Here is a 26,602-nt window from a genome sequence, read left to right on the forward strand (position 1 = left end):
CAGTTAGAGCTCTAAAAGTTGTTTTAAGCGAGGTTGGAGTGAAGAAGGCCAGGTCGTATCTACCGACCACTGAGCATGCTTTGGTGGCGTTCGGTGCGCAGATTGCCATGGCCAGGCGTCAGCGTGGCTGGACGGCTGCCGACCTGGCCGAACGACTCGGGGTAGGGGCTCCGTTGGTCAGCAATATCGAGCGCGGGGTTCCTGGCACCGCCATCGGCACGGTGTTCGAGGCCGCCGTGCTCTGCGGGGTCCCGCTGTTCAGCGTCGACCCGGCCGATCTGGAAGACCTGGCCATTCGCGAACGCCAGCGACTTGCTCTTCTGCCCGCCCGGATCCGTCGCGAAAGGGTTCAGATCAGTGACGACTTCTAGATCCCGGGAGCAGCTCTTCGTCTGGGTGTGGTTGCCGGGTGCGACTGAACCGGTCGTCGCCGGCTCTGTGAACCGGAGCGGGGCGACGTTTCAAGGGCAGGAAGTGCTGCTGTTCACCTACGCGCGCAGCTATCGCGAGCGGGAGCGCGCGATCTCCCTGTTCGTCCCCGAACTACCCCTAGAATCGGGCACTTTCGATCCCACAGACAGTGTCCGACTTCCTGCTGGCGCGCTCGGGAGGCGCCGCAGTCCTCTACCTATGCATAGCTGTCTGCGGGACGCTGCGCCGGATGCTTGGGGTCGAAGGGTTATCAACCTCAGGCTGGCAGGCAATCCGGAAGCTGAGCTCTCCGAGTTGACCTACCTGGCCGGCAGCGGGAGCGACCGGATCGGGGCCCTGGACTTCCAGGATTCGCCGACCCGGTACGAGCATCGTGGAGAGGGGGCCACACTCGATCAGCTCATTGAGGCAGCTGAGCTGATCGAAGCTGGGCAGAGTCTGCCTGAAGGACTTCTCGCGGCGGCTGGGCACGGCACGTCCATTGGCGGGGCCCGTCCCAAAGCCTTGCTGTCGGACGGGGATCGACATCTGATCGCCAAGTTTCCCTCGACCACCGACACGCGACCGGTGGTCAAGGCGGAGGCTGTTTCCATGCTGATGGCGGCCCGGGTCGGTGTCGATGTCGCCCCGGTCGGCCTGCGAACGGTCAATGGCAAGGATGTGCTTCTCGTCGAGCGCTTCGACAGGCCCGGGAATGGCACCCGGCGCCTGGTCCTGTCAGCGCTGACGGTTCTCGGTCTGTCCGAGATGGAGTCACGCCACAGTAGCTACGCCGAGATCGCCCGCGTGGTGCGGGCCGGTGCGTGGACGGCGCCCGATGACGCCTTGCGAGAGCTGTACCTACGTCTCGTTTTCAACGTCTGCGTCGGCAATACGGATGACCATCTGCGCAACCACGCTGTCTTCTGGGACGGGGTGAACGCGACACTCACGCCGGCTTACGATCTCGCCCCACAGCCCCGCTCCACACAGGTCGCCACACATGCCATCGGGATCACCTCGAACGGAGAGAGGGCGAGCCAGCTGCGCCTCTGCCGTCAGGTCGCACCGGAGTTCCACCTGAGCTCTTCCGACGCGGACGACGTCATCGATCACACCGTCTCGACGATCAAGAAGACCTGGGACGAGGTGTGCGACGAGGCGCTACTGACCGGTGCTGAGAGGACGAGTCTATGGGGTCGTGAATTTCTCAACCCGTACATCTTCTGCGACAACGCCTGAGTCGCAGGACGCTCGGCTTCCGGTCAGGGGGCCTGGCGCTTCTCCTGCTTCTCCTTCTTCCACGACTCGTAGCCGCTCCAGAAGGCCAGCGCGGCGGTGATGACGGTCACGGCGACCACGAGCCAGCTCCAGAGGTTGGAGTCGGAGCTGCCGCTCAGGAGGTCGCTGAGGCGTATGACCGCCAGCACCGCGAAGAATGCGCCGAATCCGAGGGTTACCTGAGCTGACATGGTGTCTGCCCTTCATGGGTGCGGAGCTGTACCAAAGCCGTTAGGGGCGGTTTCCCGAGAGTGGGAAACCGCCCCTAACCTGCGGTGGAGCTATAGGGATTTGAACCCTAGACCCCCTCGATGCGAACGAGGTGCGCTACCAGACTGCGCTATAGCCCCAACGAGAGAAGAGACTAGCACCGCCGGGCCCGATGCTCCGAATCGACCTCCGGCGGCCGGGGCCGGAGGTCTCTGACCAGGGATGTCAGCGACGGTGCAGCCCAGCCGTTCGGCGCCGGCGTGGGCCCCCAGGCCGCCGGTGAACAGGCCGTAGCCGTAGGCGTTGTGCAGCACCATGCCGCGTCGGCCGCCCGCGGCGCGGATCGAGCGGGCCACCACGTCCGCCCACATGCCCAGGTCGTCCTTCGTGGTGAAGGGCAGTCTGGCCAGGTCGGAGAGCTCGCGGACGTCGCCGGGGCGGACGTCCACGTCGTCGAGGGCAGCCCGGTAGTGGGTCACGTTCGCGTAGGCATGGCGCACGCTCCACCGCAGGCGCTGGAGTTGCAGGGCCCTGAGCTCGTCCACCGAGGCCGTTTCGATCGTCTCGAGATCGCCGGTGCGGGGACTGAGATCCAGCACGGGGTTCCTCCGTCGCAACTGTCGGGCCCGTGCCTGATTTTGAGGGTTGCATCCGGTACCGGCCGGGGCCCGGCCACAGGCGCACAGTTCTCGGCGTAGCGCCGGACGGGAGGACCCGCGTCGCGCACAGGGAATCACCACGCGATTACCGCAAGCACCTGATCGCTGCACCGCCGGACAGAAAGTGAGCTTTGCCGGGACACAAGGCCCGTTCCCGGGCCCCAGGGGTGCGCGGGACCTGGTACGAATGGTGCGTTTGTTCCGTGCGGTCTGTGGCGAGGGGCGAGTTCGTGTACCCGTTGGAAGCGTCCGATCCCGAGTCGGTCGGTCCGTACCGTCTGGCCGGGCGGTTGGGACAGGGCGGTATGGGGCGGGTCTACCTGGGGCGTACCGCAGGTGGCCGGCCGGTCGCGGTCAAGGTGATCGCCGGGGAGTTCGAGCGTCACCCGGAGAGCCTGGCCCGTTTCCGGCGCGAGGTGGAGATCCTCGGCACGGTGCGTAACGCCTTCACCGCCGCGCTGATCGACTCCGGTGTGCAGCGGGCGCCGTACTGGCTGGCGACGGAGTACGTTCCGGGGCCGACGCTTTCCGCGGTGATCGAGGAACACGGGGCGCTGGACCCCGACGTCGTCCGGGGGTTGTTCGCCGCCTTGGCCGAAGGGCTGGCCGACATCCACGGCCATCGCGTGTGTCACCGGGATCTGAAGCCGCAGAACATCATCCTCTCCGTCACCGGTCCCCAGCTGATCGACTTCGGGATCGCCCGGGATCCGGACCAGCCGGGCGTCACGCAGGTCGGCATGGCGATCGGCACGCCTGGGTACACCGCGCCGGAGGCCCTGACCGGTCACGAGACCGGACCCGCGGCCGACATCTTCGCGCTGGGCGCCACGATGGCGGCGGCCGCGACGGGCCGGGCTCCTTACGGCCGGGGCAGCGGCTTCATGATCAGTCAGCGCAGCATGAGCGGTGACGTCGACGTGGACGGGGTGCCCGGTGACCTCGCCGCCCTGATCAAGGCCTGCAGCGCCGCCGAGCCCGGGTCACGACCCGGCGCCGGGCAGATCGTGGCGCATTGCCGGCCGGAGACCTCGCTGATCGAGAATCCCTCCTACCAGAGCCTTCTCGCCTCGATCCCGTCCTCGTCCTCTTCGCCCGCCCAGGTACCGACCCCGGTGCCCGCCCGCGTCCCGGATGACGCACCGGATTATGGGCCGGATTACGGGCCGGATTACGGGCCGGATTACGGGCCGGACCGCACCGAGGTGATGGCTCCCGCGGCGATGCCGTACGACCGGGCACCCCGGACCCGGGCCGCCTCCCCTTCCGAGGACTGGCCGCAGAGCCGTTCCCGGCCGGTGGAGTTCGAGGAGCCCAGCAGCCGGTTCCGGAACGGTCCGCTGATGGCGGTCGGCGCGGTGCTGCTGGTCATCGTGGGAGTGGTCGCCGCGATGAACCTGGGCGGTGGCAAGGAGCCGGACCTGACTCCGGTGGCGATCTCGACGCCGGACGCGGCGGCGGCCCAGGCGAAGGCGGACGAGGAGGCGGCCGCGGCGGAGAAGACGGCGGCGGCCGAGGCGACCGCGGCGGCGGAGGAAGCCGCGCAGAAGAAGGCGGCGCAGGAGAAGGCGGAGAAGCGGAAGGTCGCCCGGCAGAAGGCGAAGGAGAAGCGGGCCGCCGAGCTGAAGGCGAAGGAGGAGGCCAAGCAGAAGGCCCTGCAGACCCTGACCGGCCCGGGGGATGTGTGCGTGTCGGTCCCCGGTACGCGGACGAACGGTGATCTGCCCACGATGCAGCCCTGTGACGGCTCGGAGGCGCAGCGCTGGAGCTACACGGCCGAGGGGGCCCTGTCGGCGCAGGGCATGTGTCTCGACGTGGGTGCGGGCGACGTGAGCAACGGCCACCAGGTACAGGTCTGGGGCTGCAACAGCACGCCGGCCCAGATCTTCCAGGCCAACGGGGACGACGGGTACGGGCACAGCATGCTGCAGAACGCGGCGTCGGGCCGGTGCCTGACCACGCCGACCGACGTGCCGGAGAGCGGTGCGGTGCTGATGCTCTGGGACTGCGAGGGCAATCAGAACCAGTCCTGGCGCATTCCGTAGGTTGTACCGTACGGGCCCGCGAACATCTCCGGGGTGGACGTCTGTCCCGACCCGATCTGTGGAGGTCACCATGTCGGTCATCGAGTTCGTAGCCCCGCAGGACGATGTCGTCGCCGATGTCACCGTCCTCGTCAACGAGGTGTACGAGGCCGGTGAGAAGGGCATCTGGACCGACAGCACGTCCCGCACCGACGAGGCCGAGATCCGCTCGTTCATGCGGGCCGGCGAGATCGCGGTCGCCCGCCGTGACGGTGTCGTGCTCGGGTCCGTGCGGGTGCATCAGCTTCCGGGTGGGGAGGGCGAGTTCGGCATGCTCGCCGCGCACCCGGCCCACCGCGGCACCGGTCTGGGCAAAGAGCTGGTCATCTTCGCCGAGAACTGGGCCCGCGACCGCGGCCTGACCACGATGCAGCTGGAACTGCTCTTCCCGACCGAGTGGCAGCACCCGGTCAAGGCCTTCCTGAAGGCCTGGTACCTGCGCAGCGGTTACGAGCTGGTGCGCACGGGTGATTTCGGCGCCGACTACCCGGCCCTGGCCCCGCGCCTGGCCACCCCGTGCGACTACCTGATCTTTCACAAGCAGCTAGCCGAAGGTCAGCGCCAGTAGCACCAGGTTGAGCCCGACGATGAGCACGCACGCGGCCGAGGCGGCGAGGGTCGTCCAGGGCCCGTTGCGGTTCGCCCCCATCACCGACCGGCTCGAGGTGAGCAGGAGCAGGGGGATCAGGGCGAAGGGAATGCCGAACGACAGCACCACCTGCGAGTAGATCAGGGCGGTCGTCGGGTCGGCGCCCAGCGCCAGCACGGTCACGGCGGGCACGGCCGTGATCAGACGGCGGGCCATCACCGGGACGTCCCAGGAGAGCAACCCACCCATGATCACACCACCGGCGTAACCGCCCACCGCGGTGGAGGCCAGACCGGAGAACAGCAGGGCGACGGCGAAGAACAGGGCCGCCAGCGGGCCCAGGGTGTGGCCGAGCGCCGCGTGCACGCCCTCGATGGAGGTCATGTCGCCGGCTCCGGAGAGCGCGGTCGCCCCGAGCAGCAGCAGCGCCAGGTTCACCGCGCCGGCCGCCAGGAGCGCCACGCCGACATCGGTGCGGGTGGCGGTCAGCAGGGTGGGAAGCCTCTCGGGAGAGACCTTTCCGTGCCGGTCGGCGGCCAGGGCGGAGTGTGCGTAGATCGCGTGGGGCATCACCGTGGCGCCGAGCATGCCCACCGCGAGCAGCAGACTGTCGGTGCCCTCGAGCCGGGGCACCAGGCCCGAGAAGATCCCGGGGGCCGACGGCGGGGCGAACACCAGGCCTGCGGTGAAACCGATGAACACCACGCACAGCATGGCCACCACGATGCGGTGGAAGCTGCGCGAGGAGCCGAGGATCAGCAGGGACACGGCCGTGGTGATCAGCGCTCCGGGCAGCAGTGGCACGCCGAACAGCAACGACAGGGCCAGCGCGCCACCGACGATCTCGGCGAGGTCGGTGGCCATGGCCACCACTTCGGCCTGGACCCAGTAGGCGATACGCCAGGGCCCCGAAAGGCGGTCCCGCAGGACGGCCGGCAGCGACCGGCCGGTGACGATCCCGAGCTTGGCCGAGAGGAACTGCAGCAGAGCGGCGATCAGGTTGGCCCCGACGACCACCCAGACGAGGAGATATCCGTACGTGGCCCCGGCCGCCGTGTTGGTCGCCACGTTGCCGGGGTCGACGTAGGCGGCAGACGCCACGAGGGCCGGGCCGAGGAGTGCGGCAACACTCCTCAGACCCGGCCTCGTCACGGTGGGCGCGCTCAGAAGTCCCAGTCCTCGTCCTCGGTGTTGACCGCCTTGCCGATCACGTACGACGAGCCGGAACCCGAGAAGAAGTCGTGGTTCTCGTCCGCGTTGGGCGAGAGGGCCGACAGGATCGCCGGGTTCACATCGGTCTCGTCCTTCGGGAACAGCGCCTCGTAACCGAGGTTCATCAGGGCCTTGTTCGCGTTGTACCGCAGGAACTTCTTGACGTCCTCGGTCAGGCCGAGGGGGTCGTAGAGGTCCTGCGTGTACTCGACCTCGTTCTCGTACAGCTCGAACAGCAGCGAGAACGTGTAGTCCTTCAGCTCCTGGCGCTCGGCGTCGCCGACGAGCTCCAGGCCCTTCTGGAACTTGTACCCGATGTAGTACCCGTGCACGGCCTCGTCCCGGATGATCAGGCGGATCAGGTCGGCCGTGTTCGTCAGCTTCGCCCGGCTCGACCAGAACATCGGCGCGTAGAAGCCGGAGTAGAACAGGAACGACTCGAGCATGGTCGAGGCGACCTTGCGCTTCAGCGGGTCGTCACCGTTGTAGTAGCCCAGCACGATCTCGGCCTTGCGCTGGAGGCTCGGGTTCTCCTCCGACCAGCGGAACGCCTCGTCGATCTCCGGGGTGGAGATCAGCGTGGAGAAGATCGACGAGTACGACCGCGCGTGCACCGACTCCATGAACGCGATGTTCGTGTAGACGGCTTCCTCGTGCGGCGTCAGCGAGTCCGGGATCAGGCTGACCGCGCCGACCGTGCCCTGGATCGTGTCCAGCAGCGTCAGACCGGTGAACACCCTGGTCGTCATCTGCTTCTCGACGTCCGTCAGGGTGGCCCACGACTGGATGTCGTTGCTCAGCGGGACCTTTTCCGGCAGCCAGAAGTTGCCGGTGAGCCGGTCCCAGACCTCGAGGTCCTTCTCGTCCTGCAGCTTGTTCCAGTTGATCGCCTGGACACGGTTGATCAGCTTCACCATGATGAAATCCCCTCAAAAGTCACAGCATGCACGAGACGCAGCCCTCGACCTCGGTGCCTTCGAGCGCCAGCTGACGCAGGCGGATGTAGTACAGCGTCTTGATGCCCTTGCGCCAGGCGTAGATCTGCGCCCGGTTGATGTCCCGCGTGGTGGCCGTGTCCTTGAAGAACAGGGTCAGCGACAGGCCCTGGTCGACGTGCTGGGTGGCCTCGGCGTAGGTGTCGACGATCTTCTCGAAGCCGATCTCGTACGCGTCCTGGTAGTAATCCAGGTTGTCGTTCGTCATGAACGGCGCCGGGTAGTACACGCGGCCGAGCTTGCCCTCCTTGCGGATCTCGATCTTCGAGACGATCGGGTGGATCGAGGAGGTGGAGTTGTTGATGTACGAGATCGAGCCGGTCGGCGGCACGGCCTGGAGGTTCTGGTTGTAGAGGCCGAACTCGCGCACCGAGTCGGACAGGGCCTGCCAGTCCTGCTGCGTGGGGATGGCGACACCGGCGTCCTCGAACAACTGCTTCACCCGGGCCGTGCGCGGCAGCCAGGTCTTCTCGACGTACTTCGTGAAGTACGAACCGTCCGCGTACTTCGAGTCCTCGAAGCCGATGAAACGCGTTCCGCGCTCCTTGGAGAGCAGGTTCGACGCCCGGATGGCGTGGTAGGCCACCGTGTAGAAGTAGATGTTCGTGAAATCCAGGCCCTCGTCCGAGCCGTAGAAGATGCGCTCACGGGCCAGGTAGCCGTGCAGGTTCATCTGGCCCAGGCCGATGGCGTGACCGCCGGCGTTGGCGCGCTTGATCGAGGGCACCGACTCGATGGACGTCTGGTCGGAGACCGCGGTCAGCGCCCGGATCGCCGTCTCGACGGTGCGGCCGAAGTCGGGGGAGTCCATCGCCGTGGCGATGTTCATCGAGCCCAGGTTGCACGAGATGTCGCGGCCGATGTGGTCGTACGACAGGTCGGTGTTGAACGTCGACGGGGTCGAGACCTGCAGGATCTCGGAGCACAGGTTGGAGTGGGTGATGCGGCCCTTGATCGGGTTGGCCGCGTTCGCGGTGTCCTCGAAAAGGATATACGGGTAACCCGACTCGAACTGCAGCTCGGCCAGCGTCTGGAAGAAGTCACGCGCGTTGATCTTCTTCTTGCGGATGGCGCCGTTGTCGACCATCTCGCGGTACTTCTCGCTCACGCTGATGTCCGCGAACGGCACCCCGTAGACGCGCTCCACGTCGTAGGGCGAGAACAGGTACATGTCCTCGTTCTTCTTCGCCAGCTCGAACGTGATGTCCGGGATCACGACGCCCAGCGAGAGCGTCTTGATCCGGATCTTCTCGTCCGCGTTCTCCCGCTTGGTGTCGAGGAACTGCATGATGTCGGGGTGGTGGGCGTGCAGGTACACCGCACCCGCGCCCTGACGCGCCCCGAGCTGGTTGGCGTAGGAGAAGGAGTCTTCGAGCAGCTTCATCACGGGAATGACACCGGACGACTGGTTCTCGATGTGCTTGATCGGTGCGCCGTACTCACGCACGTTCGACAGCAGCAGGGCCACGCCGCCGCCGCGCTTGCTCAGCTGCAGCGAGGAGTTGATGCCCCGGGCGATCGACTCCATGTTGTCCTCGATGCGCAGGAGGAAACACGAGACGGGCTCGCCACGCTGGGCCTTACCCAGGTTGAGGAAGGTCGGGGTGGCCGGCTGGAAGCGGCCGGTGATGATCTCGTCCACCAGCTGGAGGGCGAAGTTCTCGTCGCCGGAGGCCAGCGTGAGCGCCACCATCGAGACCCGGTCCTCGAAACGCTCCAGGTAGCGCTTGCCGTCAAACGTCTTCAGCGTGTACGAGGTGTAGTACTTGAACGCCCCGAGGAAGGTCGGGAACCGGAACTTCTTCGAATAAGCGTGCTTGTACAGCCGTTTGATGAACGCCCGGTCGTACTGGTCGAGCACCGCGCCTTCGTAGTACTTGTTCTCGACCAGGTAGTCGAGCTTCTCGTCCAGGTCGTGGAAGAAGACCGTGTTCTGGTTGACGTGCTGCAGGAAATACTGCCGCGCCGCCTCCCGGTCCTTCTCGAACTGAATCTCGCCCTGCGGACCGTAGAGATTCAGCATCGCGTTCAGGGAGTGGTAGTCCATACCCACGTCCAGAACGTCCGTCATACCGACTGTCGCTGCCAAAATCGTTCCAATCCATCTCGGACGCGTAAGACGTCCTCTGCTGTTCCCATGAGTTCGAAGGCGTACAGGTAGGGCACCTGGCACTTCGCCGCGATGATGTCACCCGCGATGCAGTAGGCCTCACCGAAATTCGTGTTGCCGGCGGCAATCACACCGCGGATGAGGGAACGGTTCCCCTCGTCGTTGAGGAACCGGACCACCTGGCGGGGAACGGCCCCGCCCTCGTTGCCCCCACCGTACGTCGGAACCACCAGAACGTACGGATCGCGCACGTGCAGGAAGGGGTCGGTGGGACGGAGGGGGATCCGTGCCGAGGCGACGTCCAGCTTCTGCACGAAGCGGTGCGTGTTGTCGGAGGCGCTGGAGAAGTAGACCAGCGAGGTCATCCGATCAGACAGTCTGCGCCACCAGCGCCTTGATCCGGTCGGGACGGTAGCCCGACCAGTGGTCGTCACCGGCGATCACCACGGGAGCCTGCATGTACCCCAGCGACATGACGTGGTCGCGGGCCGCGGGGTCCTCGGTGATGTCCACGACCTGGTACTCCAGGTCGGTCTTCGCCAGCGCCCTGTACGTCGCGTCGCATTGAACGCAGGAAGGCTTGCTGTAAACGGTGATAGTCATCTCGCACATCCCGATCTTCGAGAACTTCGTGCGCGGTGGAGAGCCCCGGGTGAACACAGACCTGCCCCAACGGGCAGCCTGAAGTCATCCGGTTCCGTCCCTCGCGGCACCTCGGACGCACGCGCCACGTAGGGCGCGCGCATTGCTGGCAGGTCTTCGGACTCGCAGGCATGCGCTGTGAGCGCACCTACTGACCGTCGCTTCCCAGGCGCGCAAGCGCGTGCCCAGTGCTGTCTGACGGTGGTCGTTCCCACTCACCGCTGCGGGGCAGTCCCGGATTCTCACCGGCTTCCCTCTGATGACGCCCTCCCTGGCTGGAAGGGCGAACCAACAACAGGCAGCACCATATGCCGTAGGTGGGGGTGCCCGCGACAACTAGATCTAGTACGCGTGTCGATGCGTTGTCCGGACAGGGGGAAATCTGGACCCCACGTGATCAAGCGGCATCAGGGCGCTACCGATGCATCTGCAGTCCCACTGAAGGGACTGATCAGGTGGGTCCGTCGTCGGGGGAGTGCAAACGTGGGCAAACGTCGTCGGGCCCGAGCGGTGCTCTGCTCAGCCCTGCTGGTCGCGGCCTGTTCGACCTCCAGCGACTACGTCTGGGCCCGAGCGGCACCCGAGCCGCTGATTCCCCGGACGCCCGTGACGACCGTGACACCGGTCCCGACGGCGTCGGCCGGAAAAGTGACGAAGAAGATGCCCGGCAGTGGACGCGTGCGGCTGGCCTTCGCCGGCGACGTCCACTTCCAGGGGTCGTCGGCGAAGGCGCTGGGCGGCGACATCGGCAGTGCCGGCCGGATCCTGCGCCGGGCCGACCTGGCTGTGGTGAACCTGGAGACCGCGATCACCACCCGCGGCCGCGCCGAGCCCAAGCAGTACACCTTCCGGGCCCCGGCCTCCGGTCTGAGGGCGCTGCGCCGGAGCGGGGTCGATGTGGTCACCGTGGCCAACAACCACGGCATGGACTACGGCCGTATCGGGCTCGACGACACCCTCAAGGCCGGGAAGCGTTCCGGGGTGCCGATGATCGGCGCCGGCCGGAACATCGACGAGGCCTTCACCCCGTACCGCCGCACGATCCACGGTGTCCGGCTGGCAGTCTTCGGGGCCACGGACGTGCTCGACAGCTTCGCCGTGAACTCCTGGAAGGCGACCGGCGAGACCTCGGGGCTCGCCTCGTCCAAAGACCCGGAACGGCTCCTGAAGGCCGTGCGTGAGGCCGCGCGCACCGACGTGGTGGTGGTCGTGCTGCACTGGGGTGTGGAGCGGCAGTCGTGCCCGACGGCGAGGCAGCGCGAGCTGGCCGATCTCCTGACGGACGCGGGTGCCAGTGTTGTGGTCGGTAGTCACGCGCACGTGCTGGAACCCGCTGTGCATCGAGGCCGTACCGCGGTGCATTACGGCCTGGGGAATTTCGTGTTCTACGCCAACGGTGGTCCGGGTGCCCGGACCGGTGTTTACGGCGTGGTGGTCGATCGCCGGGGCGTGGTCGGGACCTCCTGGCATCCGGCGAGAATTCATGGTGGACGTCCACAACTGCTGAGCGGTCGGGTCGCCGATACGGCGAGACGGGAACAGAAGGATCTGACCGTGCGCTGCGGGGTCGATTGACGATGGAGCTTGCTGGATGAACGGGGAGATTTTGCCTGATCGCGAAGGATTCTTTGTTCGTGATCAGGCAAAACCTCCCCCGGTTCAGCTACCCCTGAAGTCCGGCTTGCTCTTGGACAAGAAGGCCGTGACCGCCTCGGTATGGTCGGCGGTCAGGGCCAGACGGGCCTGAGCCTCGGCCTCACGGCGCAGCACCGTCGACAGTGAGGCCGTGCTCAGGAGGCGCTTGGTCTCGGCGAAGGCCCGGGTGGGGCCGGCCGCCAGCCTCGCGGCCAGGGCCTGGGCCCTTTCCTGGACCTCTGGTGCCGGCACCACCTGCCCGGCGATGCCCCACCTCACCGCCTGAGCCGGGGTGAACGGTTCTCCCAGCAGGAGTAGTTCTTTCGCCCTGGCCTCGCCCACCGAACGCGGCAGGGTGAGGGAGAGGCCGGTGTCGCAGGTGAATCCGATGGCGGTGAAGGCCGTGGCCAGGTGGGCGTCGTCGGCGAACACCCGCAGGTCGCAGGCCAGGGCCAGGGCCAGCCCGGCTCCCACGCAGGTGCCCTCCACCGCCGCGATCACCGGCTTGGGCATGGTGACCAGGGCCGTCACGATCGGGGCGTAATCGGCCTCCACCGTGTCGGTGGCGTGCGCCGGGTCGGCCTGCAGCAGGGCGGCGTGCTCGGCCAGGTCCTGGCCGCTGCAGAAGGATCCGCCGGCACCGGTCAGCACCACGGCACGCATGCTGTCGTCGGCCGACACTGCTTCCAGGGCCGTGCGCAGCGACTTCTTCGCCCCCGCGTCGAGGGCGTTGCGGCGTTTCGGCCGGTCGATCGTGAGAACCGCCACCGCACCGTCGTGTTCGACGATCATCGGGCCTCCTTCGCCACCAGCGTCAGCACGTCGTAGGTGGCCACCGGTTCGCCGTGCTGGTTGGTGACCAGCGCGTCCCACCGCACCTCGCCGTAGCCGGCGCTGTGGCGGGGCGTGAGCTGCTTCACCGTGAGCTGTACGGAGATCGCGTCGCCGGCCTTCACCGGAGTGAGGAACCGCAGGCCGTCGACGCCGAAGTTGGCCAGCACCGGGCCCGGGGCCGGGTCGACGAACAGGCCGGCGGCCAGCGACACCACGAGGTAGCCGTGGGCCACGATGCCGCGCAAGAGCGGGTTCCTCGTGGCGGCGGCCGCGTCGGTGTGAGCGTAGAACGTGTCGCCGGTGAACTCGGCGAAGTGCTCGATGTCGGCGAGGGTGACGGTGCGAGCCGCCGTGGAGATGCTGTGCCCGATCTCCAGTTCGGCCAGCGAGTAGCGGAACGGATGCTGTTGCGGGGTGATCCGCGTCGAGCCCGGGGCCCAGCGGCCGGTGATCGCCGTGAGCAGGTCGGGCGAGGCCTGGATCGCCGTGCGCTGGAGGTGACCCAGCACACCCCGGACGCCGCCGAGTTCTTCACCACCACCCGCGCGTCCCGGGCCGCCGTGCACGAGCATCGGTAGCGGGGAACCGTGGCCCGTGGACTCCCCGGCGTCGTCACGGTCGAGCACGAGGATGCGGCCGTGCCAGGGGGCCAGGCCCAGCACCAGGTGGCGGGCGACCTCCGGGGAGTGCGTGATCACCGACCCGGCCAGGCTGCCCCGGCCCCGCGCGGCCAGGGCCACGGCCTCGTCGAGCGACTCGTAGGTGAGCACCGTGCTGACCGGACCGAAGGGCTCCACCTCGTGCGGCTGGGTCGCTCCCGGGTGGGCCCGCAACAGGAGGGGCGGGACAAAGGCGCCCCGTGCGTCCCCTATTGGTTGTGAAGGGTCACCGAAGACCAACTCCGCCCCGGCCCGTAGGGCCTCCACCGCCTTGAGTACCTCGTCCCTCTGCCCGATGCTCGCCAGGGCACCCATCCGGACCTGCGGATCGCGGGGATCACCCACCCGGATCTTCGCCAGGCGTTCCGCGATGGCTTCTGAAACGCTCTGCGCCACTGAGGAAGGCACGATCACCCGGCGAATGGCCGTGCACTTCTGCCCGGCCTTGACCGTCATCTCGGTGACGACGCCCTGCACGAACAGATCGAACTCCGGGTCGGAGGTGGTCACGTCGGGCCCGAGCACCGAGCAGTTCAGCGAGTCGGCCTCGACCCCCAGGTGCACGCCCGCGTCGAGCACGGTGGGGTGTCGGCGCAGGATGCCCGCGGTGTGGGCGGAGCCGGTGAAGGCGACCGAGTCGTGCACGCCCAGCTCGTCGAGCAGTGAACCCGCCCGGCCCGAGACCAGTTGCAGCGCACCCGGTGGCAGGATGCCCGAGGCGATGATCAGCCGCACTGCGCGCTCGGTCAGATAGGCCGTCTGGCTGGCGGGTTTCACGATCGTGGGCAGGCCGCCCAGGAAGGCCGGGGCCAGCTTCTCGAGCATGCCCCAGACCGGGAAGTTGAAGGCGTTGATCTGGACGGTGACGCCCGGCCGGGAGGTGTAGATGTGCTGGCCGACGAAAGTACCCTGCTTACCCAGGGTCTCCAGGGCGCCGTCGAACACGATGGTGTCGTTCGGCAGCTCCCGCACGCCCTTGCTCGCGTAGCTGAACAGGGTGCCGATGCCGCCGTCGACGTCCACCACCGTGTCGCGGGTGGTGGCGCCCGTGTGCAGGCTCAGGTCGTACAGCTCCGGCTTGTGCTCGTTCAGGTGCTGCGCCAGCTGCTTCAGCAGCTTGGCCCGCTGGTGGAAGGTGAGGGCCCGCGCGGCCGGTCCGCCGACCTCGCGCGCGTGGGTCACCATCGCCGCGTAGTCGAGCCCGCTGGCGGAGATGCGGGCAACCTCCTCGCCGGTGGACGCGTCGAGCAGGGGCTCGCCCTCGTCCGGGGACCGGAACCAGTGCCCCGCGACGTAGCTCTCCAGCAGCGTGGTCACACCAGATCCTCTCGACAGCGTTGTCCAGATGTCTTTTTCGCCAGGCCGTTGCACTTGTGCCCAACTCGTGTCACGTTAATACAGACCGATCGGTAAGTAAATGATGGAGGCAACGATGCCCGGCCAGGCCGATCCGGAGAAGCACTTCGATGAGGTGATCGCCCGCCACGACCGCATCGAGCCCCGCGACTGGATGCCCGACGCCTACCGGCGCACTCTGGTGCGGCAGATCGCCCAGCACGCCCACTCCGAGATCATCGGGATGCAGCCGGAGGGCAACTGGATCAGCCGGGCGCCCTCGTTGCGCCGCAAGGCGATCCTGCTGGCCAAGGTGCAGGACGAGGCCGGTCACGGGCTGTACCTCTACTCCGCGGCCGAGACGCTCGGGGTCTCCCGCGACGAGCTGGTCGGGATGCTCCTCAGTGGCAAGCAGAAGTACTCGTCCATCTTCAACTACCCGACGTTGAGTTACGCGGACGTCGGCACGATCGGCTGGCTGGTCGACGGCGCGGCGATCTGCAACCAGGTGCCGCTGTGCCGCACCTCGTACGGGCCGTACGGACGCGCGATGATCCGGATCTGTAAGGAGGAGTCGTTCCATCAGCGGCAGGGGTACGAGCTGCTGATGACGATGATGCGCGGTACGCCGGAGCAGCGGGAGATGGTGCAGGAGTCGGTCGATCGGTTCTGGTGGCCCTCCCTGATGATGTTCGGGCCCCCGGACGATCATTCGCCCAACACCGAGCGGTCGATGGCGTGGGGTATCAAGCGGAACTCCAACGACGACCTGCGGCAGAAGTTCGTCGACATGACCGTGCCGCAGGCGCAGGCGCTGGGGGTGAGCCTGCCCGACCCGTCGCTGACCTGGAACGCCGAACGCGGGCAGCACGACTTCGGGCAGCCTGACTGGGACGAGCTGTTCGCCGTGATCCGTGGTGACGGTCCCTGCAACGCCCAGCGCCTCTCGCATCGTCGCCGGGCGCACGAGGAGGGCGCGTGGGTGCGGGAGGCGGCCTCCGCGTTCGCCGCTCAGGAAGGGCCCGGACGTGGGTGAATGGCCGCTGTACGAGGTTTTCGTGCGGAGCAAGCGAGGGCTGAACCATGTGCACGTCGGCTCGCTGCATGCCGCCGACGACGGTGCGGCCCTGCGCAACGCCCGCGACGTGTACACCCGGCGCAACGAGGGAGTGAGCATCTGGGTGGTGCGGTCCGACGCGATCACGGCCTCCAGCCCCGACGAGAAGGATTCCCTGTTCGACCCGAGCGGCGACAAGGTCTACCGGCACCCGACCTTCTACACGATCCCCGGCCATGTCCCGCACCTGTGAGGAGTGCCGTCGTGGCTGACGACACCGCGTACGAGGGCCTGTTCGGCGGGGATTCGTCGCAGTGGGCGTTCGGCACGGATTTCGAGGATCCGCTGGCCGGGGTCGACACCACGATGGTGGACGACGTGGTCGCCGACGATCTGGCGCTCTACTGCCTGGGTCTCGCCGATGATGCGCTGATCATGTCGCAACGCCTGTCCGAATGGTGCAGCCGTGCGCCGGAGATGGAAGACGACGTGGCGCTGGCCAATCTGGCGCTCGACCTGCTCGGCCAGGCCCGGCTGCTGCTGGCCCGCGCCGCCGCGGCCTCCCCGTCCGTCGTCCCGGTTCTGCCCGAGGGGTCCCCGGTCCCGCCCGAAGACGCCCTGGCCTTCTTCCGCTCCGCCGACCAGTTCCGCAACGTGCGCCTCGTCGAGGTGCCGGGAGGCGACTTCGCCCACATCATCGTCCGTTTGCTGCTCTTCTCGGTGGCCCGGCGGGAACTGCTGGAGCGGCTTCGCGGAAGTCGGGACCAGGTAATCTCCGCCGTGGCCGCGCGGGGAGTGAAAGAGGTTTCCTATCATCGGGACTGGTCGGCGCGGTGGTTCGTGGTGCTGGCCCGGGGCACCACGCGGTCGCGGCGCCGGCTGATCGCCGCTCTCGACGAACTGTGGCCCTACCAGGCTGAATTGGTGAAGTGCGGCGCTGTCGATCTCTCCATGGCCGACGCGGGGGTGGGCGTTGATCCGTCCGCGTACGCCGGTGCGGTGGACGCGGTGCTCGACCAGGTCCTCGCCGCCAGTGGGGTGGAGCGGCCCTCGCGAGGGCCGCTCGCCGGTGTCGATGGACGTTTCGGCCGGGACGGGGTGCACACCGAGGCGCTGAGTCTGATGCTCGCCGAGATGCAGGTGGTCGCTCGGGCGCATCCGAGAGGGCGATGGTGATGCAGGCGACTGCGCTCTTCTCCCGTGATCATGCAAAACCTCCCCGGGGAGGTTTTGCATGATCACGAACAGGTTGAGGGAGGTTGCGATGGAAGCGGCGGCCGGGGTCACCGACCCGGAGATGCCCATGCTCACGCTCCTGGATCTCGGCGTGTTGCGGTCGGTCGAGATGGAGGACGACGTGGTCGTCGCATCGATCACGCCCACCTATCTGGGGTGCCCGGCGATGGCGACAATGCGGGACGATCTGATCCACCGGCTGAACGATGCGGGTTTCGAGCGGGTCGAGGTGCGGGTGCGGCTCGACCCGCCGTGGTCGAGCGACTGGATCACCGACCGGGGCCGCCGGGCGCTCACCGAGAACGGGCTCTCGGAGCCCGGGAAAGTCCGCCGTTATGTCGGTCTTTCGCTGGGTCCCACCCGACGGCACCTGAACTGCCCTCGCTGCGGATCGCCCCGGACCCGGCTGCTCTCCGAGTTCGGGGCCACGGCCTGCAGGGCGCTGTACCGCTGCGACGAGTGCCTCGAGCCCTTCGAGCATGTGAAGGAGATCTGATGGCCGGGTTCCACGGGCTGCGGGTGCGGGATGTGGAGCCGCTGTGTGACGATGCCGTGGCGGTCACGTTCGACGTTCCTCAGGCTCTGGAAGAGGTTTTCGCGTTCCGGGCCGGTCAGTCCCTGACCTTGCGACGGGTGATCGACGGGGTGGACCACCGCCGCTCGTACTCGATCTGCTCGGCGGTGGGTGAACGGCCGCGGATCGGGGTGCGGGAGATCCCGGACGGCATGTTCTCGTCCTGGCTCGTGCATCAGGTGCGGCCCGGCGACGAGATCGAGGTGTCGCCGCCGGCCGGTTCCTGGCCCGCGGATCCCGCTCCGGGAGAGCGGCATCTCTGCATCGCCGCCGGATCGGGCATCACACCGATGCTTTCGGTGGCCTCGACGGCGCTGCAACATCCCGGCGCGCAGGTGTCGCTGCTCTACGGCAACCGCACGAGTCACACGGTGATGTTCGCGGAAGAGCTGGCCGACCTGAAGAATGCGCACGGGCCTCAGGTGCAGATCGTTCATGTACTCAGCCGCGAGCCTCGCGACGTGGAATTGTTCTCCGGACGTCTCGACGCGGACCGGGTGCGCCGCCTGCTCACCGAACTCGTGCCGGTGGAGACCTTCGACCGGATCTGGCTGTGCGGACCGCTGGACCTGGTGGAGTCGTCCCGTAAGGTACTGGCTTCTCTCGGGGTGGCCGCCGGGAAGATCCACGTCGAGCTGTTCTACGTGGATACCCCACCGCCGCAACCAGTTCGGGACTCTGCGGTTCTGGAGGGGGTGACCACGGAACTCACCACCGTGCTCGACGGTCTGCGCTCCACCACCGCGGTCTCGCGCGACGTCGCGATTCTGGAGGGTGCTCAGGCGACCCGCGCCGATCTGCCGTTCGCCTGCAAGGGCGGGGTGTGCGGGACCTGCCGGGCAGTAGTGCGGGAGGGGGAGGTGGACATGCGGCGCAATTACGCTCTCGAACCGGCTGAGGTCGACGCGGGGTTTGTGCTGACCTGTCAGAGCTTTCCGGTGAGTGATGTGGTGACCGTGGACTTTGACGCTTGAGTCTTGCTGATTGACCGGGAAGGTTTGCATGATCACGGAGGAGGATGTGGCGCTGGCTGCGCGGAGTGTTGCTGCCATGCTCGCCGGTGACCGGGCCAGTGCCGCGCTCGGGATGCGGCTGGAATCCGTGGCGCCGGGGCGGGCGGTGATGTCCATGCTGGTGCGCCCGGACATGACCAACGGCTATCAGATCTGTCACGGCGGCCTGATCGCCGCGGTCGCCGACACCGCGTTCGCCGCCGCCTGCAACACCTACGGGGATGTGACGGTGGCGGCCGGATTCGACATCACCTTCCTTGAATCCGCGCGTCTGGGTGATGATCTCGAGGCCCGGGCGGAAGAGCGGGCCCGCCGGGGACGGTCCGGGGTCTACGACGTCACGGTGGTGCGCCGGGCCACCGCCGCCGAGCCTGAGGCCGTCATCGCCGAGTTCCGCGGTCGCAGCCGGTCTCTCGGCAAGCCGATCAGTGGGCCCTGAGCCCGTCGAAGGCCAGGTCGGTCACGGCATCGGCCACCGTGCCCGGCTCGTAGGTACCGTCGGCGTGGTACCACTCGACCAGCGAGTTCACCATGCCGAAGAGCAGGCGGCTGACCAGGCGGGGCGGGATGTCGGCGCGTAGCGAGCCCTCCCGCGCGGCCTGGGCGACCAGTTCGGCGAGCTGGTCGTCGAGCCACCGCCGGCGTTGCAGTGCGGCCAGCTCGACCTCGCTGTTCCCCCGCACCCGCAGCAGCAACGTGACGCTGGACTGGTGGGCCATCAGCACCTCGACGCTACGCCGCACCACCGACCGCAGTCGCTCGTAGGCGCTGAGGTCGGACGAGGGTTGTGTGGCTTCGGTGACGGCGGTGGTGAGTTCGTCGAGCGCGTCGTCGAGGGCGGCCGAGAGCAGCTGTTCCTTGCCGTCGACGTGATGATAGATCGCGGCCTTGGTCAGCCCGAGCTCCTTGGCCAGGTCGCCCATGCTCGTGGCGTCGTAGCCACGGCGGTTGAACAGGTCCACGGCCGTGCGCAGAATCGTGGCCTGGTCGTAGCCGGGCCGCCCCCGCCGCCGCGGTGACGCGGGTTCGGGAACGGCGGCGCTGGTCACGCAGCCCAGCCTCTCACGGGGAAAGATCCCAACCTCTCCGTGATCATGCAAAACCTCCCCCGAGTTCTAGAACTCTCATCTCCACAGTTCTAGAACACCGGGGAGTGGGGGCACCTCCCGGCCGAAGGCTGGGGGATTTGCATGATCACGGCAAGGTGGTTGGTGTTTGCAGGCGGGCCGCCTGCCGGGTGAGGTGGTCCCGCTCGGCGAAGTTCGTGGCCCCAGTTGCGGCCTGGGCGTAGGCCGTTGCGGCGTCGGCCGGGTCACCGGCGCGTTCCAGCAGGTGTCCCCGTACCGCGTGGAGCCGGTGGTGCCACGAAGGGAGGCGGGGTTCCACGGCCGAGAGCGCGGCCAGGCCGGCCCGGGGTCCGTCCACCTCGCCCACCGCCACGGCCCGGGACAGGGCGGCGGCCGGGGTGTCGTGGATCGCCAGGAGTTCGTCGTACCAGGAGAGGATCTGCGGCCAGTCGGTCTCCTCCGGGGTGGCGGCGTCGTCGTGGAGAGCTGCGATCGCGGCCTGTGCCTGGTACTCGCCCAGCCGGTCGGCGGCCAGGGCGGTCTGCAGGGCCAGTACGCCCTCTTCGATGCGGGCGGTGTTCCAGAGCGAACGGTCCTGCTGATCGAGGGGTACCAGCGAGCCGTTCGCGAGATACCGCGCCGGGCGCCGGGCGTCGTGCAGCAGCATCAGGGCCAGCAGCCCGAGCACCTCCGGTTCGGAACGTGACGGGCGGACCAGCATCCGGGTCAGGCGAATGGCCTCGGCCGCCAGGTCGACCGACCCGCGGTGGCCCTCGTTGAAGATCAGGTACAGCACCCGCAGCACCAGGGTCAGGTCGCCGGGCGCGTCGAGTCGCACACCGGTCAGGGTCTTCTTCGCCCGTGAGATGCGCTGCGCCATAGTGGCTTCGGGCACCAAGAAGGCTGTTGCGATCTGCTGGGTGGTGAGCCCGCCGACGGCGCGCAGGGTGAGGGCCACGGCCGAGGGCGGGCTCAGCGACTCGTGGCAGCAGAGAAACAGCAGGCGCAGGGTGTCGTCGCTCTGCTCGGTCGGACCCGGTTCGGGTTCCAGGGCCACGCGATCCTCACGCTGCCGCCGCGACACCTCCGAGCGGGTGCTGTCGACCAGTCTCCGGGAGGCCACGGTGATGAGCCAGGCCCGGGGGTTGTCCGGTGTGCCGGTGTCCGGCCACTGGGACCAGGCCTGTAGCAACGCTTCCTGCAGGGCGTCCTCGGCCGCCGCGAACGGGGTGCCACGGCGGACGAGCACGGCCAGCACCTGCGGGGAGAGGTCCCGCAGCAGGTGTTCCACGATCGGTCGTCGGATCGGTCGTCGGATCAGGCGTCGGCCGAGGGCGGATCCATCTCGAGAATCTGCCGCACCTCGATCCACTCGAACAACGGCTCCCCGCCCTTGGCCGGGGCGGAGGAGGCGCGGGCGGCGATCTCGACGGCCCGCTCCCGCGACGCGACATCGACGAGGAACCAGCCGGCCACCAGTTCACCGGACTCCGGGTACGGGCCGTCGGTGACCACCGGGGCCTGGTCCGGGCCGCCGAAGCGCACGTACGAGACCTCCGGCCCGATGCCCTGCGCGTCGACGAACTCGCCACTCTCGCGCAGCTCGTCGACGAGCCGGATCTGGAAGGCGATGTGCGCGTCCACGTCTTCCGGCGACCACTCGGTCATCGGGACGTGGCTGGGCATCCGCTCGGGCCCGTGACCGTAGTGCTTGAGCAACAGGTACTTCGCCATGTCGATCCCCTTCGCCAGGTTCGGAGAACGGCCATCTTGCCGTTCTCACCCCCTGGTCGGAGCCGTATCCGGGTTCTCGACACCGGTGACCAGCACATTGAGGACGAGTATGCGCACCGGTGCGCACACGCGTCCTCAATTCGGGGGGTGGTCTTATTCAGTGATCGGACCCGCGGCGCGATCCGGCTCGCTGCGCAGGCGCGAGTGCCGGTATCCGTAGACGGCGTAGATGACGATGCCGACGAGCAGCCAGACGATGAACCGGATCCAGGTCTGGGCCTCCAGCGTGGTCATCAGGTAGATCGCGAAGCCGATGCCGAGCAGCGGCAGCAACGGGTTGAGGGGCACCCGGTAGGCGCGGGGAAAGTCGGGCTGCTTGTACTTCAGGATGATCACCCCCGCGTTGACCAGGACGAATGCAAATAGGGTGCCAATGTTGACCAGCTTGACGATCTCGCTCAACGGCACCAGCGCGGCCAGGACGGCGACCAGCACACCGAGCATGACCGTCAGGAGGGCCGGGGTGCCGAAGCGCGGGCTGATCCGGGCCAGGTTCTTCGGCAGCAGACCGTCGCGGCACATCGAGTAGAAGATGCGGGTCTGGCCGAACAGGATCACCAGGCAGACGCTGGTGATGGCGACCAGGGCCCCGAACGAGAGCAGCGACGCGGCCCAGGAGATGCCCGCGCCGTCGTCGAGGGCGGCGGCCAGCGGAGCGTCGCTCCCGCTGAGCTGGTCGGCACTGGCCAGGCCGACCGCGCCGAGCGAGACCAGCACGTAGAACACCGTGACGATGGCCAGCGAGGCGAGGATGGCGATGGGCAGGTCGCGCTTCGGGTTCCGTGCTTCCTCGCTGCCGGTGGAGATCGCGTCGAACCCGATGAAGGCGAAGAAGATCAGCGAGGCGGCGCCGACCACCCCGTCGCGGCCCTCGGGGGCGAACGGGTGCAGGTTGCCGGACGTGAAGTTGGCGAAGGCGACGATGATGAAGAAGACCAGGATCGCCAGCTTGATGCCCACCATCACCAGATTCACCCGGGCGCTCTCGCGCACGCCGAGCACCAGCACCAGGGTGATGGCGAGCACGATGAAGACCGCGGGAAGGTTCAGGATGCCGCCGTCTTCGGGCGATTTAGCGATCGCGTCGGGCATCTGCCAGCCGAAGGTACTGTCCAGGAACTCGTTCCAGTTCCCGCCCCAGCCGACCGCGATACCCGCGACCGAGACTCCGTACTCCAGGATCAGGTCCCACCCGATGATCCACGCCACCAGCTCGCCGAGGGTGGCGTAGGAGTAGGTGTAGGCACTGCCGGAGACCGGGATGCTGGAGGCCAGTTCGGCGTAGGACAGGGCGGAGAACATGCAGGCCACGGCGGCCAGCACGAACGAGAGCACGACCGCGGGGCCGGCCTTGCCGACGCCCTCGCCGATCACCACGAAGATGCCGGTGCCGATGGTGCCGCCGATGCCGAGCGCGGTCAGCTGGGTGGCGCCGACCGCCCGTTTCAGCTGGCCGTCACCGGATTCCGTTTCTGCGACCAGATTCTCGAGGGAACGGCGCCTGGTCATGTGGGCGACGGGCGCCCGGGTGCTGTCGACGAGAGCGGTCAGGCGTGGGGGCAGGGCCATCAGGGCACCTCTTCCAGCCGGGGCCAGGGCGCGGCCGGGCGCCCTCCGCGGCGTCCCCCCGCCCGTGACCGGGTTTCAGAATTTAGTTCTAGGGACGCGTGAACCAGTAGTAAGCCCGCGGTGACGGATCCGCCACCGCAGAGTGGCCGGTGGGGACGAAAGGGACGGGATCGGGAGTCGGGTGGGCACTCAGAGGCGGTCCGGTTCGCTCGGTGTGGCTTCGCTCGGTGTGGCTTCGCTCGGTGTGGTTTCACCCGGTGCGGCTCAGGGCTCTGCTCGAAGATCCAGGGCAGGACGGCGGATGCGTTGTGTACACCTGGTACACGCGGTACCGGATGTACCAGGTGTACACAACGGATACCCGCTGCCTCGCGCGTCGGGCATCACCGGTCTGTTCGAAGCCGGCGAACCTTTCGCGGTCGCCGTCCTGGGGCGCGTCCCGTGGCCGTCGTCTCCTGAGGAAGCGCCTGGTGGGCCGTCTGGCCGCGTATGACTGCTTCCGGCTGCTTCCGGCTGCTTCCGGCGGGGATTCACGGGGCGGCCGCTACGAGGGTTCGTAGTGGCGTGCGAAACTGCTGGGTATGAGTGTTCCGGCTGGTGGGGCGGTGGTTCGGGACACCTCTGAGCTGGTGCGGGCCGCTCAGGCCGGAGACGTGGCGGCGCTGGGCACGCTGCTGGCCGAGCACCGACCGGCCATGCTGGCGGTGGCGCTGAGCTTCCTGCCCGAGCCGGCCGACGCCGAGGACGCCGTGCAGGATGCCGCCCTGGTCGCGCTGACCCGGATCGGTGACCTCCGGGACCCCCGGGCCGTCGGACCCTGGCTGAAGATGATGGTGCGCAACGGCTGCCGCATGCGCCTGCGGGCCCGGCCTCCGGTGGGCGGGATGCCTGACCTGGTGGCGGATCCCGAGAGTGATCCGGCCCTGCTGATCGAGCGGCACGTGGCCCGGGACTGGATCTGGCACGCGCTGGACCAGCTCTCCCCTCCGCTGAGAATGGTGGTGCTGCTGAGGTACTTCACGCGCACCACCGGCTACGAGCAGATTGCGGCGTTGTGCGGGGTGCCGGTCGGTACTGTGCGCAGCCGGCTGAGCAAGGCCCGGGCGACGCTGGCCGGGCTGCTGATGGCGACGGGCGAGTCGCGTTATCCGGGGCCCGATCTGGAGATGTGGCAGCGGTACCGGGAGCTGTTCTCCGACCTGGCCGGCGGCACCCGCTCGATGGCCGGGCTGCATCAGGAACTCCACCCGCGGATGGAGACGGTCTGGGACTCCACCCGGCGCACGGTCGGTCTGGAACCGGTGGTGGGACTGCTCGACCGCAGTGCCGGTGCCGGGGTCGGGCTGCGTGTGGTCAACCTGGTGGCCGGCCGGGACATCGTGGTCTGCGAGACCCAGACGCTGAACCCGGCGGAGAACCCGGACCACTGTCCGCCGGGCGTCGCGTGGCTGCTGCGTCTGGAGAACGGGCGGGCCGATCAGCTCCGGCTGTTCCACGAGCCGCGCGCGAGGACGGCCTGAAAAAAGTTCGGCCGGTGAGCGAACTTTCCGGCGCTCTCCGCATCGTGTGGGTGATCCCCCGTTCCTGAAGATGCGGAAGGCTACACAGCGATGTCAGTCAGCGACACCACGTACGTTCTGATCCCCGGCGCCTGGCAGGGCGGCTGGGCCTGGACCCCGGTCGCCCGGCGGCTGCGGGCGGCCGGTGCCCGAGCCGTCACGGTGACCCTGCCCGGGCTGGGCGACGGTGACGACCGCACCGGGCTGCGACTGGTCGACGCGATCGATCACGTGGTCGGCACCGTGTCGCAACTGACGGAATTGGGTCGGCCGGTCACCCTGGTCGGCCACAGCTGGGGCGGCTACGTCGTCACCGGCGCCGCGCACCGGCTCGGCCGGGAGAAGGTCGACCGGGTCGTCTACTACAACGCCGTGGTGCCGGAACCCGGGACGGCCATGATCGACGAGAACCAGGCCTATGCGGACATGATCCGGGCCGCGATCGACGCCGCACCCGACGGCACCATCTCGGTCATCTCCGAGCAGGTGCCGATGTTCCTGCCCGAGGCCACGCCGGATCTGAGTGACCTGTTCTTCGATCTGCTCGCGCCTCAGCCGGGTGCCTACTTCACCGACGCTCTCGAGGCGCCGCTGCTGACCGAGGTGGGCACCGACGTCCACTATCTGCTCAGTGAGAACGATCAGGCGCTGGCCCGGCCGGGCACCGAGTTCGCGGCCCGTCTGGGGCTCACACCGGTGATGCTCTCCGGCGGGCACCAGTCGATGCTGACCCACCCCGACGAGGTCGCGGCCGCGTTGCTGAAGCTCTGAGGGTGCTGCTGGTGCCCTGGGGAGGTCAGGGCGCCAGCGACTTCTCGTCGGGGGAGGAGAGGCTGAGCACCACGCCGGCCACGGCGGGAGAGGCGGCGATCTTCGCCTCCAGCGCCCGCAGCCGCACCGCCACGTGCGACTCCACGTCGTTCCCGGCCAGGTCCACGTCGCCGACCAGGGTGACCATGCGCGGCCCGATGATCTCGATGCGCAGGTAGGTGATGCGGCTGACCTCGGGCAGTTCCAGCAGGGCGCCGATCACCTGGGAGCGCACCCGGGGATCGGCCTCCTGGCCGATGAGGAAACTGCGGTTGCGCTGGATCAGCACGATCGCGACCACCCCCAGCACCAGCCCGACCAGGATCGACCCGATCGCGTCGGGGATCGGTGACCCGGTGATCTGGTGCAGGCCCAGCGCCCCGGCCGCGATGACGATGCCGATCAGCGCGGCCGAGTCCTCGAAGAACACGGCGCGCAGCGTGGGGTCGGACGTCTCCAGTACGTGCTGGAACACGTCGCGCTGCATCGAGGCGGCCTCTGGCCGGGCCTGGCGCAGCGACTGCAGGAACGAGGTGCCCTCCAGCAGGAACGAGACGCCCAGCACGATGTAGCCGATGACGAAGTCACCGGCCTCCTCCTGGGTGAAGAGCTCCTGCACGCCGTGCGTCACGGAGACGGCGGCCCCGGCGACGAAGAGGCCCAGCGCCGCGAACATCGACCAGACGTAGGCCTCGCGGCCGAAACCGTGCGGATGCGTCGCGTCGGGGGCCCGCCCGGCCCGCCGGTTCGCGATCACCAGGAAGATCTCGTTGCCGGTGTCGGCCCAGGAGTGCGCCGCCTCGGCCACCATCGACGCCGATCCGGTGAGTACCGCCGCGATGGATTTCGCCACCGCGATCACCAGATTCGCGGTGAAGGCGATGGCGATGGTGAGGGTGCTCTCGTTGCCGGCGTCGTCACCGGTGCGTTCCAGCGGGGCGCGCACGATCGCCGGTTCGGGTACCTGGTCAGCACCGGCGGGAAGGGAGTCGTTCAGTGGATCACCGGCCATGGGGCAGGTCTAACACGGTCTTCCGGGGTGCGCCCGTTCGCCGAGAGTGCCGGTGTTGCGGGTCTCAGGGCCGGAGGAGCCGGTCAGGTCGACATCGTTCGCTATCTGGTCCGGTCGCAGGTCGGGGGAATGCCTGATCGCCAGGGAGCGGGAGCCTCATGATCACGGAGCGGATTTGCCTGCGTCACCGGCCTAACATTCTTGATCATTGATGGGTGGTGGCCAGAGACTGCCCTCTTGGTGCACTTTGTCTGC

At 68.0% G+C, this 26,602-nt stretch carries 26 protein-coding genes, 1 tRNA gene, 1 pseudogene and 1 riboswitch; of the genes and pseudogenes, 13 read left to right on the plus strand and 15 right to left on the minus strand.

Going from position 1 to position 26,602, the window contains the following annotated elements; genetic code table 11:
- Positions 1–83: 83 nt before the first annotated feature.
- On the plus strand, positions 84–371 hold the full coding sequence (locus QSK05_RS32375) for a helix-turn-helix domain-containing protein (protein ID WP_285601206.1): 288 nt from the start codon (positions 84–86) through the stop codon (positions 369–371).
- The gene (locus QSK05_RS32380; protein ID WP_285601207.1) at positions 358–1,653 is read left to right on the plus strand and encodes a type II toxin-antitoxin system HipA family toxin; all 1,296 of its coding nucleotides are present in this window, start codon (positions 358–360) and stop codon (positions 1,651–1,653) included. Before QSK05_RS32375 ends, QSK05_RS32380 begins: the two co-directional genes overlap by 14 nt.
- Before the next feature lie 23 nt (positions 1,654–1,676).
- Here the strand turns inward: QSK05_RS32380 and QSK05_RS32385 are convergent, their stop codons facing one another.
- The 3 genes and pseudogenes from QSK05_RS32385 to QSK05_RS36555 form a co-directional block, all read right to left on the minus strand.
- Positions 1,677–1,883 carry a hypothetical protein gene (locus tag QSK05_RS32385; protein ID WP_285601208.1) on the minus strand — a complete coding sequence of 69 codons (207 nt, stop codon included), beginning with the start codon at positions 1,881–1,883 and terminating at the stop codon, positions 1,677–1,679.
- A gap of 85 nt (positions 1,884–1,968) precedes the next feature.
- Positions 1,969–2,042: transfer RNA gene (locus QSK05_RS32390), tRNA-Ala, on the minus strand.
- A gap of 75 nt (positions 2,043–2,117) precedes the next feature.
- A pseudogene (locus QSK05_RS36555) lies at positions 2,118–2,501 on the minus strand (phenylacetate--CoA ligase); the annotation flags it as partial.
- Between the two features lie 290 nt (positions 2,502–2,791).
- Between QSK05_RS36555 and QSK05_RS32395 the strand changes: the two are divergent.
- Positions 2,792–4,606 (plus strand): serine/threonine protein kinase, encoded by a 1,815-nt coding sequence (locus QSK05_RS32395; protein WP_285601209.1) that lies wholly within the window; start codon positions 2,792–2,794, stop codon positions 4,604–4,606.
- Positions 4,607–4,676: 70 nt separating this feature from the next.
- Positions 4,677–5,213: a GNAT family N-acetyltransferase gene (locus QSK05_RS32400; protein ID WP_285601210.1), complete on the plus strand. Its 537-nt coding sequence runs from the start codon at positions 4,677–4,679 to the stop codon at positions 5,211–5,213.
- Here QSK05_RS32400 and QSK05_RS32405 read toward each other — a convergent pair.
- The 5 genes from QSK05_RS32405 to nrdH are packed head-to-tail and all read right to left on the minus strand — an operon-like array spanning position 5,190 to position 10,154.
- Entirely contained in the window at positions 5,190–6,386 is a 1,197-nt protein-coding gene (locus QSK05_RS32405; RefSeq protein ID WP_285601211.1) for an Nramp family divalent metal transporter, read from the minus strand. The two genes, QSK05_RS32400 and QSK05_RS32405, sit on opposite strands and share 24 nt — an antisense overlap.
- A gap of 11 nt (positions 6,387–6,397) precedes the next feature.
- Positions 6,398–7,363 (minus strand): class 1b ribonucleoside-diphosphate reductase subunit beta, encoded by a 966-nt coding sequence (nrdF, locus tag QSK05_RS32410; RefSeq protein ID WP_285601212.1) that lies wholly within the window; start codon positions 7,361–7,363, stop codon positions 6,398–6,400.
- 19 nt (positions 7,364–7,382) lie between these two features.
- On the minus strand, positions 7,383–9,512 hold the full coding sequence (gene nrdE, locus QSK05_RS32415; RefSeq protein ID WP_285601213.1) for a class 1b ribonucleoside-diphosphate reductase subunit alpha: 2,130 nt from the start codon (positions 9,510–9,512) through the stop codon (positions 7,383–7,385).
- Positions 9,509–9,916: a class Ib ribonucleoside-diphosphate reductase assembly flavoprotein NrdI gene (gene nrdI / locus QSK05_RS32420; protein ID WP_285601214.1), complete on the minus strand. Its 408-nt coding sequence runs from the start codon at positions 9,914–9,916 to the stop codon at positions 9,509–9,511. Before nrdI ends, nrdE begins: the two co-directional genes overlap by 4 nt.
- A gap of 4 nt (positions 9,917–9,920) precedes the next feature.
- Complete coding sequence (gene nrdH, locus QSK05_RS32425; RefSeq protein WP_285601215.1) at positions 9,921–10,154, minus strand: glutaredoxin-like protein NrdH; 234 nt, start codon at positions 10,152–10,154, stop codon at positions 9,921–9,923.
- A 130-nt stretch (positions 10,155–10,284) separates the two neighbouring features.
- Positions 10,285–10,501, minus strand: a riboswitch (cobalamin riboswitch).
- Between the two features lie 175 nt (positions 10,502–10,676).
- Between nrdH and QSK05_RS32430 the strand changes: the two genes are divergently transcribed.
- On the plus strand, positions 10,677–11,768 hold the full coding sequence (locus QSK05_RS32430) for a CapA family protein (protein WP_285601216.1): 1,092 nt from the start codon (positions 10,677–10,679) through the stop codon (positions 11,766–11,768).
- A gap of 84 nt (positions 11,769–11,852) precedes the next feature.
- On the opposite strand, the gene QSK05_RS32435 is transcribed toward QSK05_RS32430, so the two are convergent.
- Positions 11,853–12,620, minus strand: a complete 768-nt coding sequence (locus tag QSK05_RS32435) for an enoyl-CoA hydratase/isomerase family protein (protein ID WP_285601217.1) — start codon at positions 12,618–12,620, stop codon at positions 11,853–11,855.
- The gene (paaZ, locus tag QSK05_RS32440) at positions 12,617–14,638 is read right to left on the minus strand and encodes a phenylacetic acid degradation bifunctional protein PaaZ (RefSeq protein ID WP_285601218.1); all 2,022 of its coding nucleotides are present in this window, start codon (positions 14,636–14,638) and stop codon (positions 12,617–12,619) included. Before paaZ ends, QSK05_RS32435 begins: the two co-directional genes overlap by 4 nt.
- Positions 14,639–14,753: 115 nt before the next feature.
- Here paaZ and paaA point away from each other — a divergent pair, with 115 nt between their 5' ends.
- The 6 genes from paaA (at position 14,754) to paaI (ending at position 18,975) form a co-directional block, all read left to right on the plus strand.
- Entirely contained in the window at positions 14,754–15,692 is a 939-nt protein-coding gene (gene paaA, locus QSK05_RS32445) for a 1,2-phenylacetyl-CoA epoxidase subunit PaaA (RefSeq protein WP_285601219.1), read from the plus strand.
- Entirely contained in the window at positions 15,685–15,966 is a 282-nt protein-coding gene (gene paaB, locus QSK05_RS32450) for a 1,2-phenylacetyl-CoA epoxidase subunit PaaB (RefSeq protein WP_285601220.1), read from the plus strand. Before paaA ends, paaB begins: the two co-directional genes overlap by 8 nt.
- Positions 15,963–16,889 carry a 1,2-phenylacetyl-CoA epoxidase subunit PaaC gene (paaC, locus tag QSK05_RS32455; RefSeq protein WP_502879850.1) on the plus strand — a complete coding sequence of 309 codons (927 nt, stop codon included), beginning with the start codon at positions 15,963–15,965 and terminating at the stop codon, positions 16,887–16,889. Before paaB ends, paaC begins: the two co-directional genes overlap by 4 nt.
- 61 nt (positions 16,890–16,950) lie before the next feature.
- Positions 16,951–17,445 carry a 1,2-phenylacetyl-CoA epoxidase subunit PaaD gene (paaD, locus tag QSK05_RS32460; protein ID WP_502879852.1) on the plus strand — a complete coding sequence of 165 codons (495 nt, stop codon included), beginning with the start codon at positions 16,951–16,953 and terminating at the stop codon, positions 17,443–17,445.
- The gene (gene paaE, locus QSK05_RS32465) at positions 17,445–18,497 is read left to right on the plus strand and encodes a 1,2-phenylacetyl-CoA epoxidase subunit PaaE (protein WP_285601223.1); all 1,053 of its coding nucleotides are present in this window, start codon (positions 17,445–17,447) and stop codon (positions 18,495–18,497) included. Before paaD ends, paaE begins: the two co-directional genes overlap by 1 nt.
- 28 nt (positions 18,498–18,525) lie before the next feature.
- On the plus strand, positions 18,526–18,975 hold the full coding sequence (gene paaI, locus QSK05_RS32470) for a hydroxyphenylacetyl-CoA thioesterase PaaI (RefSeq protein WP_285601224.1): 450 nt from the start codon (positions 18,526–18,528) through the stop codon (positions 18,973–18,975).
- On the opposite strand, the gene QSK05_RS32475 is transcribed toward paaI, so the two are convergent.
- The 4 genes from QSK05_RS32475 to QSK05_RS32490 form a co-directional block, all read right to left on the minus strand.
- Positions 18,962–19,585 (minus strand): TetR/AcrR family transcriptional regulator, encoded by a 624-nt coding sequence (locus QSK05_RS32475; protein ID WP_285601225.1) that lies wholly within the window; start codon positions 19,583–19,585, stop codon positions 18,962–18,964. The two genes, paaI and QSK05_RS32475, sit on opposite strands and share 14 nt — an antisense overlap.
- Before the next feature lie 145 nt (positions 19,586–19,730).
- The gene (locus QSK05_RS32480; RefSeq protein ID WP_352303422.1) at positions 19,731–20,897 is read right to left on the minus strand and encodes an RNA polymerase sigma factor; all 1,167 of its coding nucleotides are present in this window, start codon (positions 20,895–20,897) and stop codon (positions 19,731–19,733) included.
- A 23-nt stretch (positions 20,898–20,920) separates the two neighbouring features.
- The gene (locus tag QSK05_RS32485; protein WP_285601227.1) at positions 20,921–21,337 is read right to left on the minus strand and encodes a YciI family protein; all 417 of its coding nucleotides are present in this window, start codon (positions 21,335–21,337) and stop codon (positions 20,921–20,923) included.
- A 153-nt stretch (positions 21,338–21,490) separates the two neighbouring features.
- The gene (locus QSK05_RS32490) at positions 21,491–22,906 is read right to left on the minus strand and encodes an amino acid permease (protein ID WP_352303425.1); all 1,416 of its coding nucleotides are present in this window, start codon (positions 22,904–22,906) and stop codon (positions 21,491–21,493) included.
- Positions 22,907–23,547: 641 nt separating this feature from the next.
- Here QSK05_RS32490 and QSK05_RS32495 point away from each other — a divergent pair.
- Together QSK05_RS32495 and QSK05_RS32500 are read left to right on the plus strand one after the other, a co-directional pair.
- The gene (locus tag QSK05_RS32495) at positions 23,548–24,486 is read left to right on the plus strand and encodes an RNA polymerase sigma factor (RefSeq protein WP_285601229.1); all 939 of its coding nucleotides are present in this window, start codon (positions 23,548–23,550) and stop codon (positions 24,484–24,486) included.
- Positions 24,487–24,576: 90 nt separating this feature from the next.
- On the plus strand, positions 24,577–25,296 hold the full coding sequence (locus QSK05_RS32500; protein WP_285601230.1) for an alpha/beta hydrolase: 720 nt from the start codon (positions 24,577–24,579) through the stop codon (positions 25,294–25,296).
- A gap of 25 nt (positions 25,297–25,321) precedes the next feature.
- Here the strand turns inward: QSK05_RS32500 and QSK05_RS32505 are convergent, their stop codons facing one another.
- A complete protein-coding gene (locus QSK05_RS32505) occupies positions 25,322–26,347 on the minus strand; it encodes a cation diffusion facilitator family transporter (protein WP_285601231.1) in 1,026 nt (341 codons plus the stop codon).
- Positions 26,348–26,602: the final 255 nt, after the last annotated feature.

Origin of the sequence: Kineosporia sp. NBRC 101731 (assembly GCF_030269305.1) — a bacterium.
Lineage (GTDB): Bacteria > Actinomycetota > Actinomycetes > Actinomycetales > Kineosporiaceae > Kineosporia.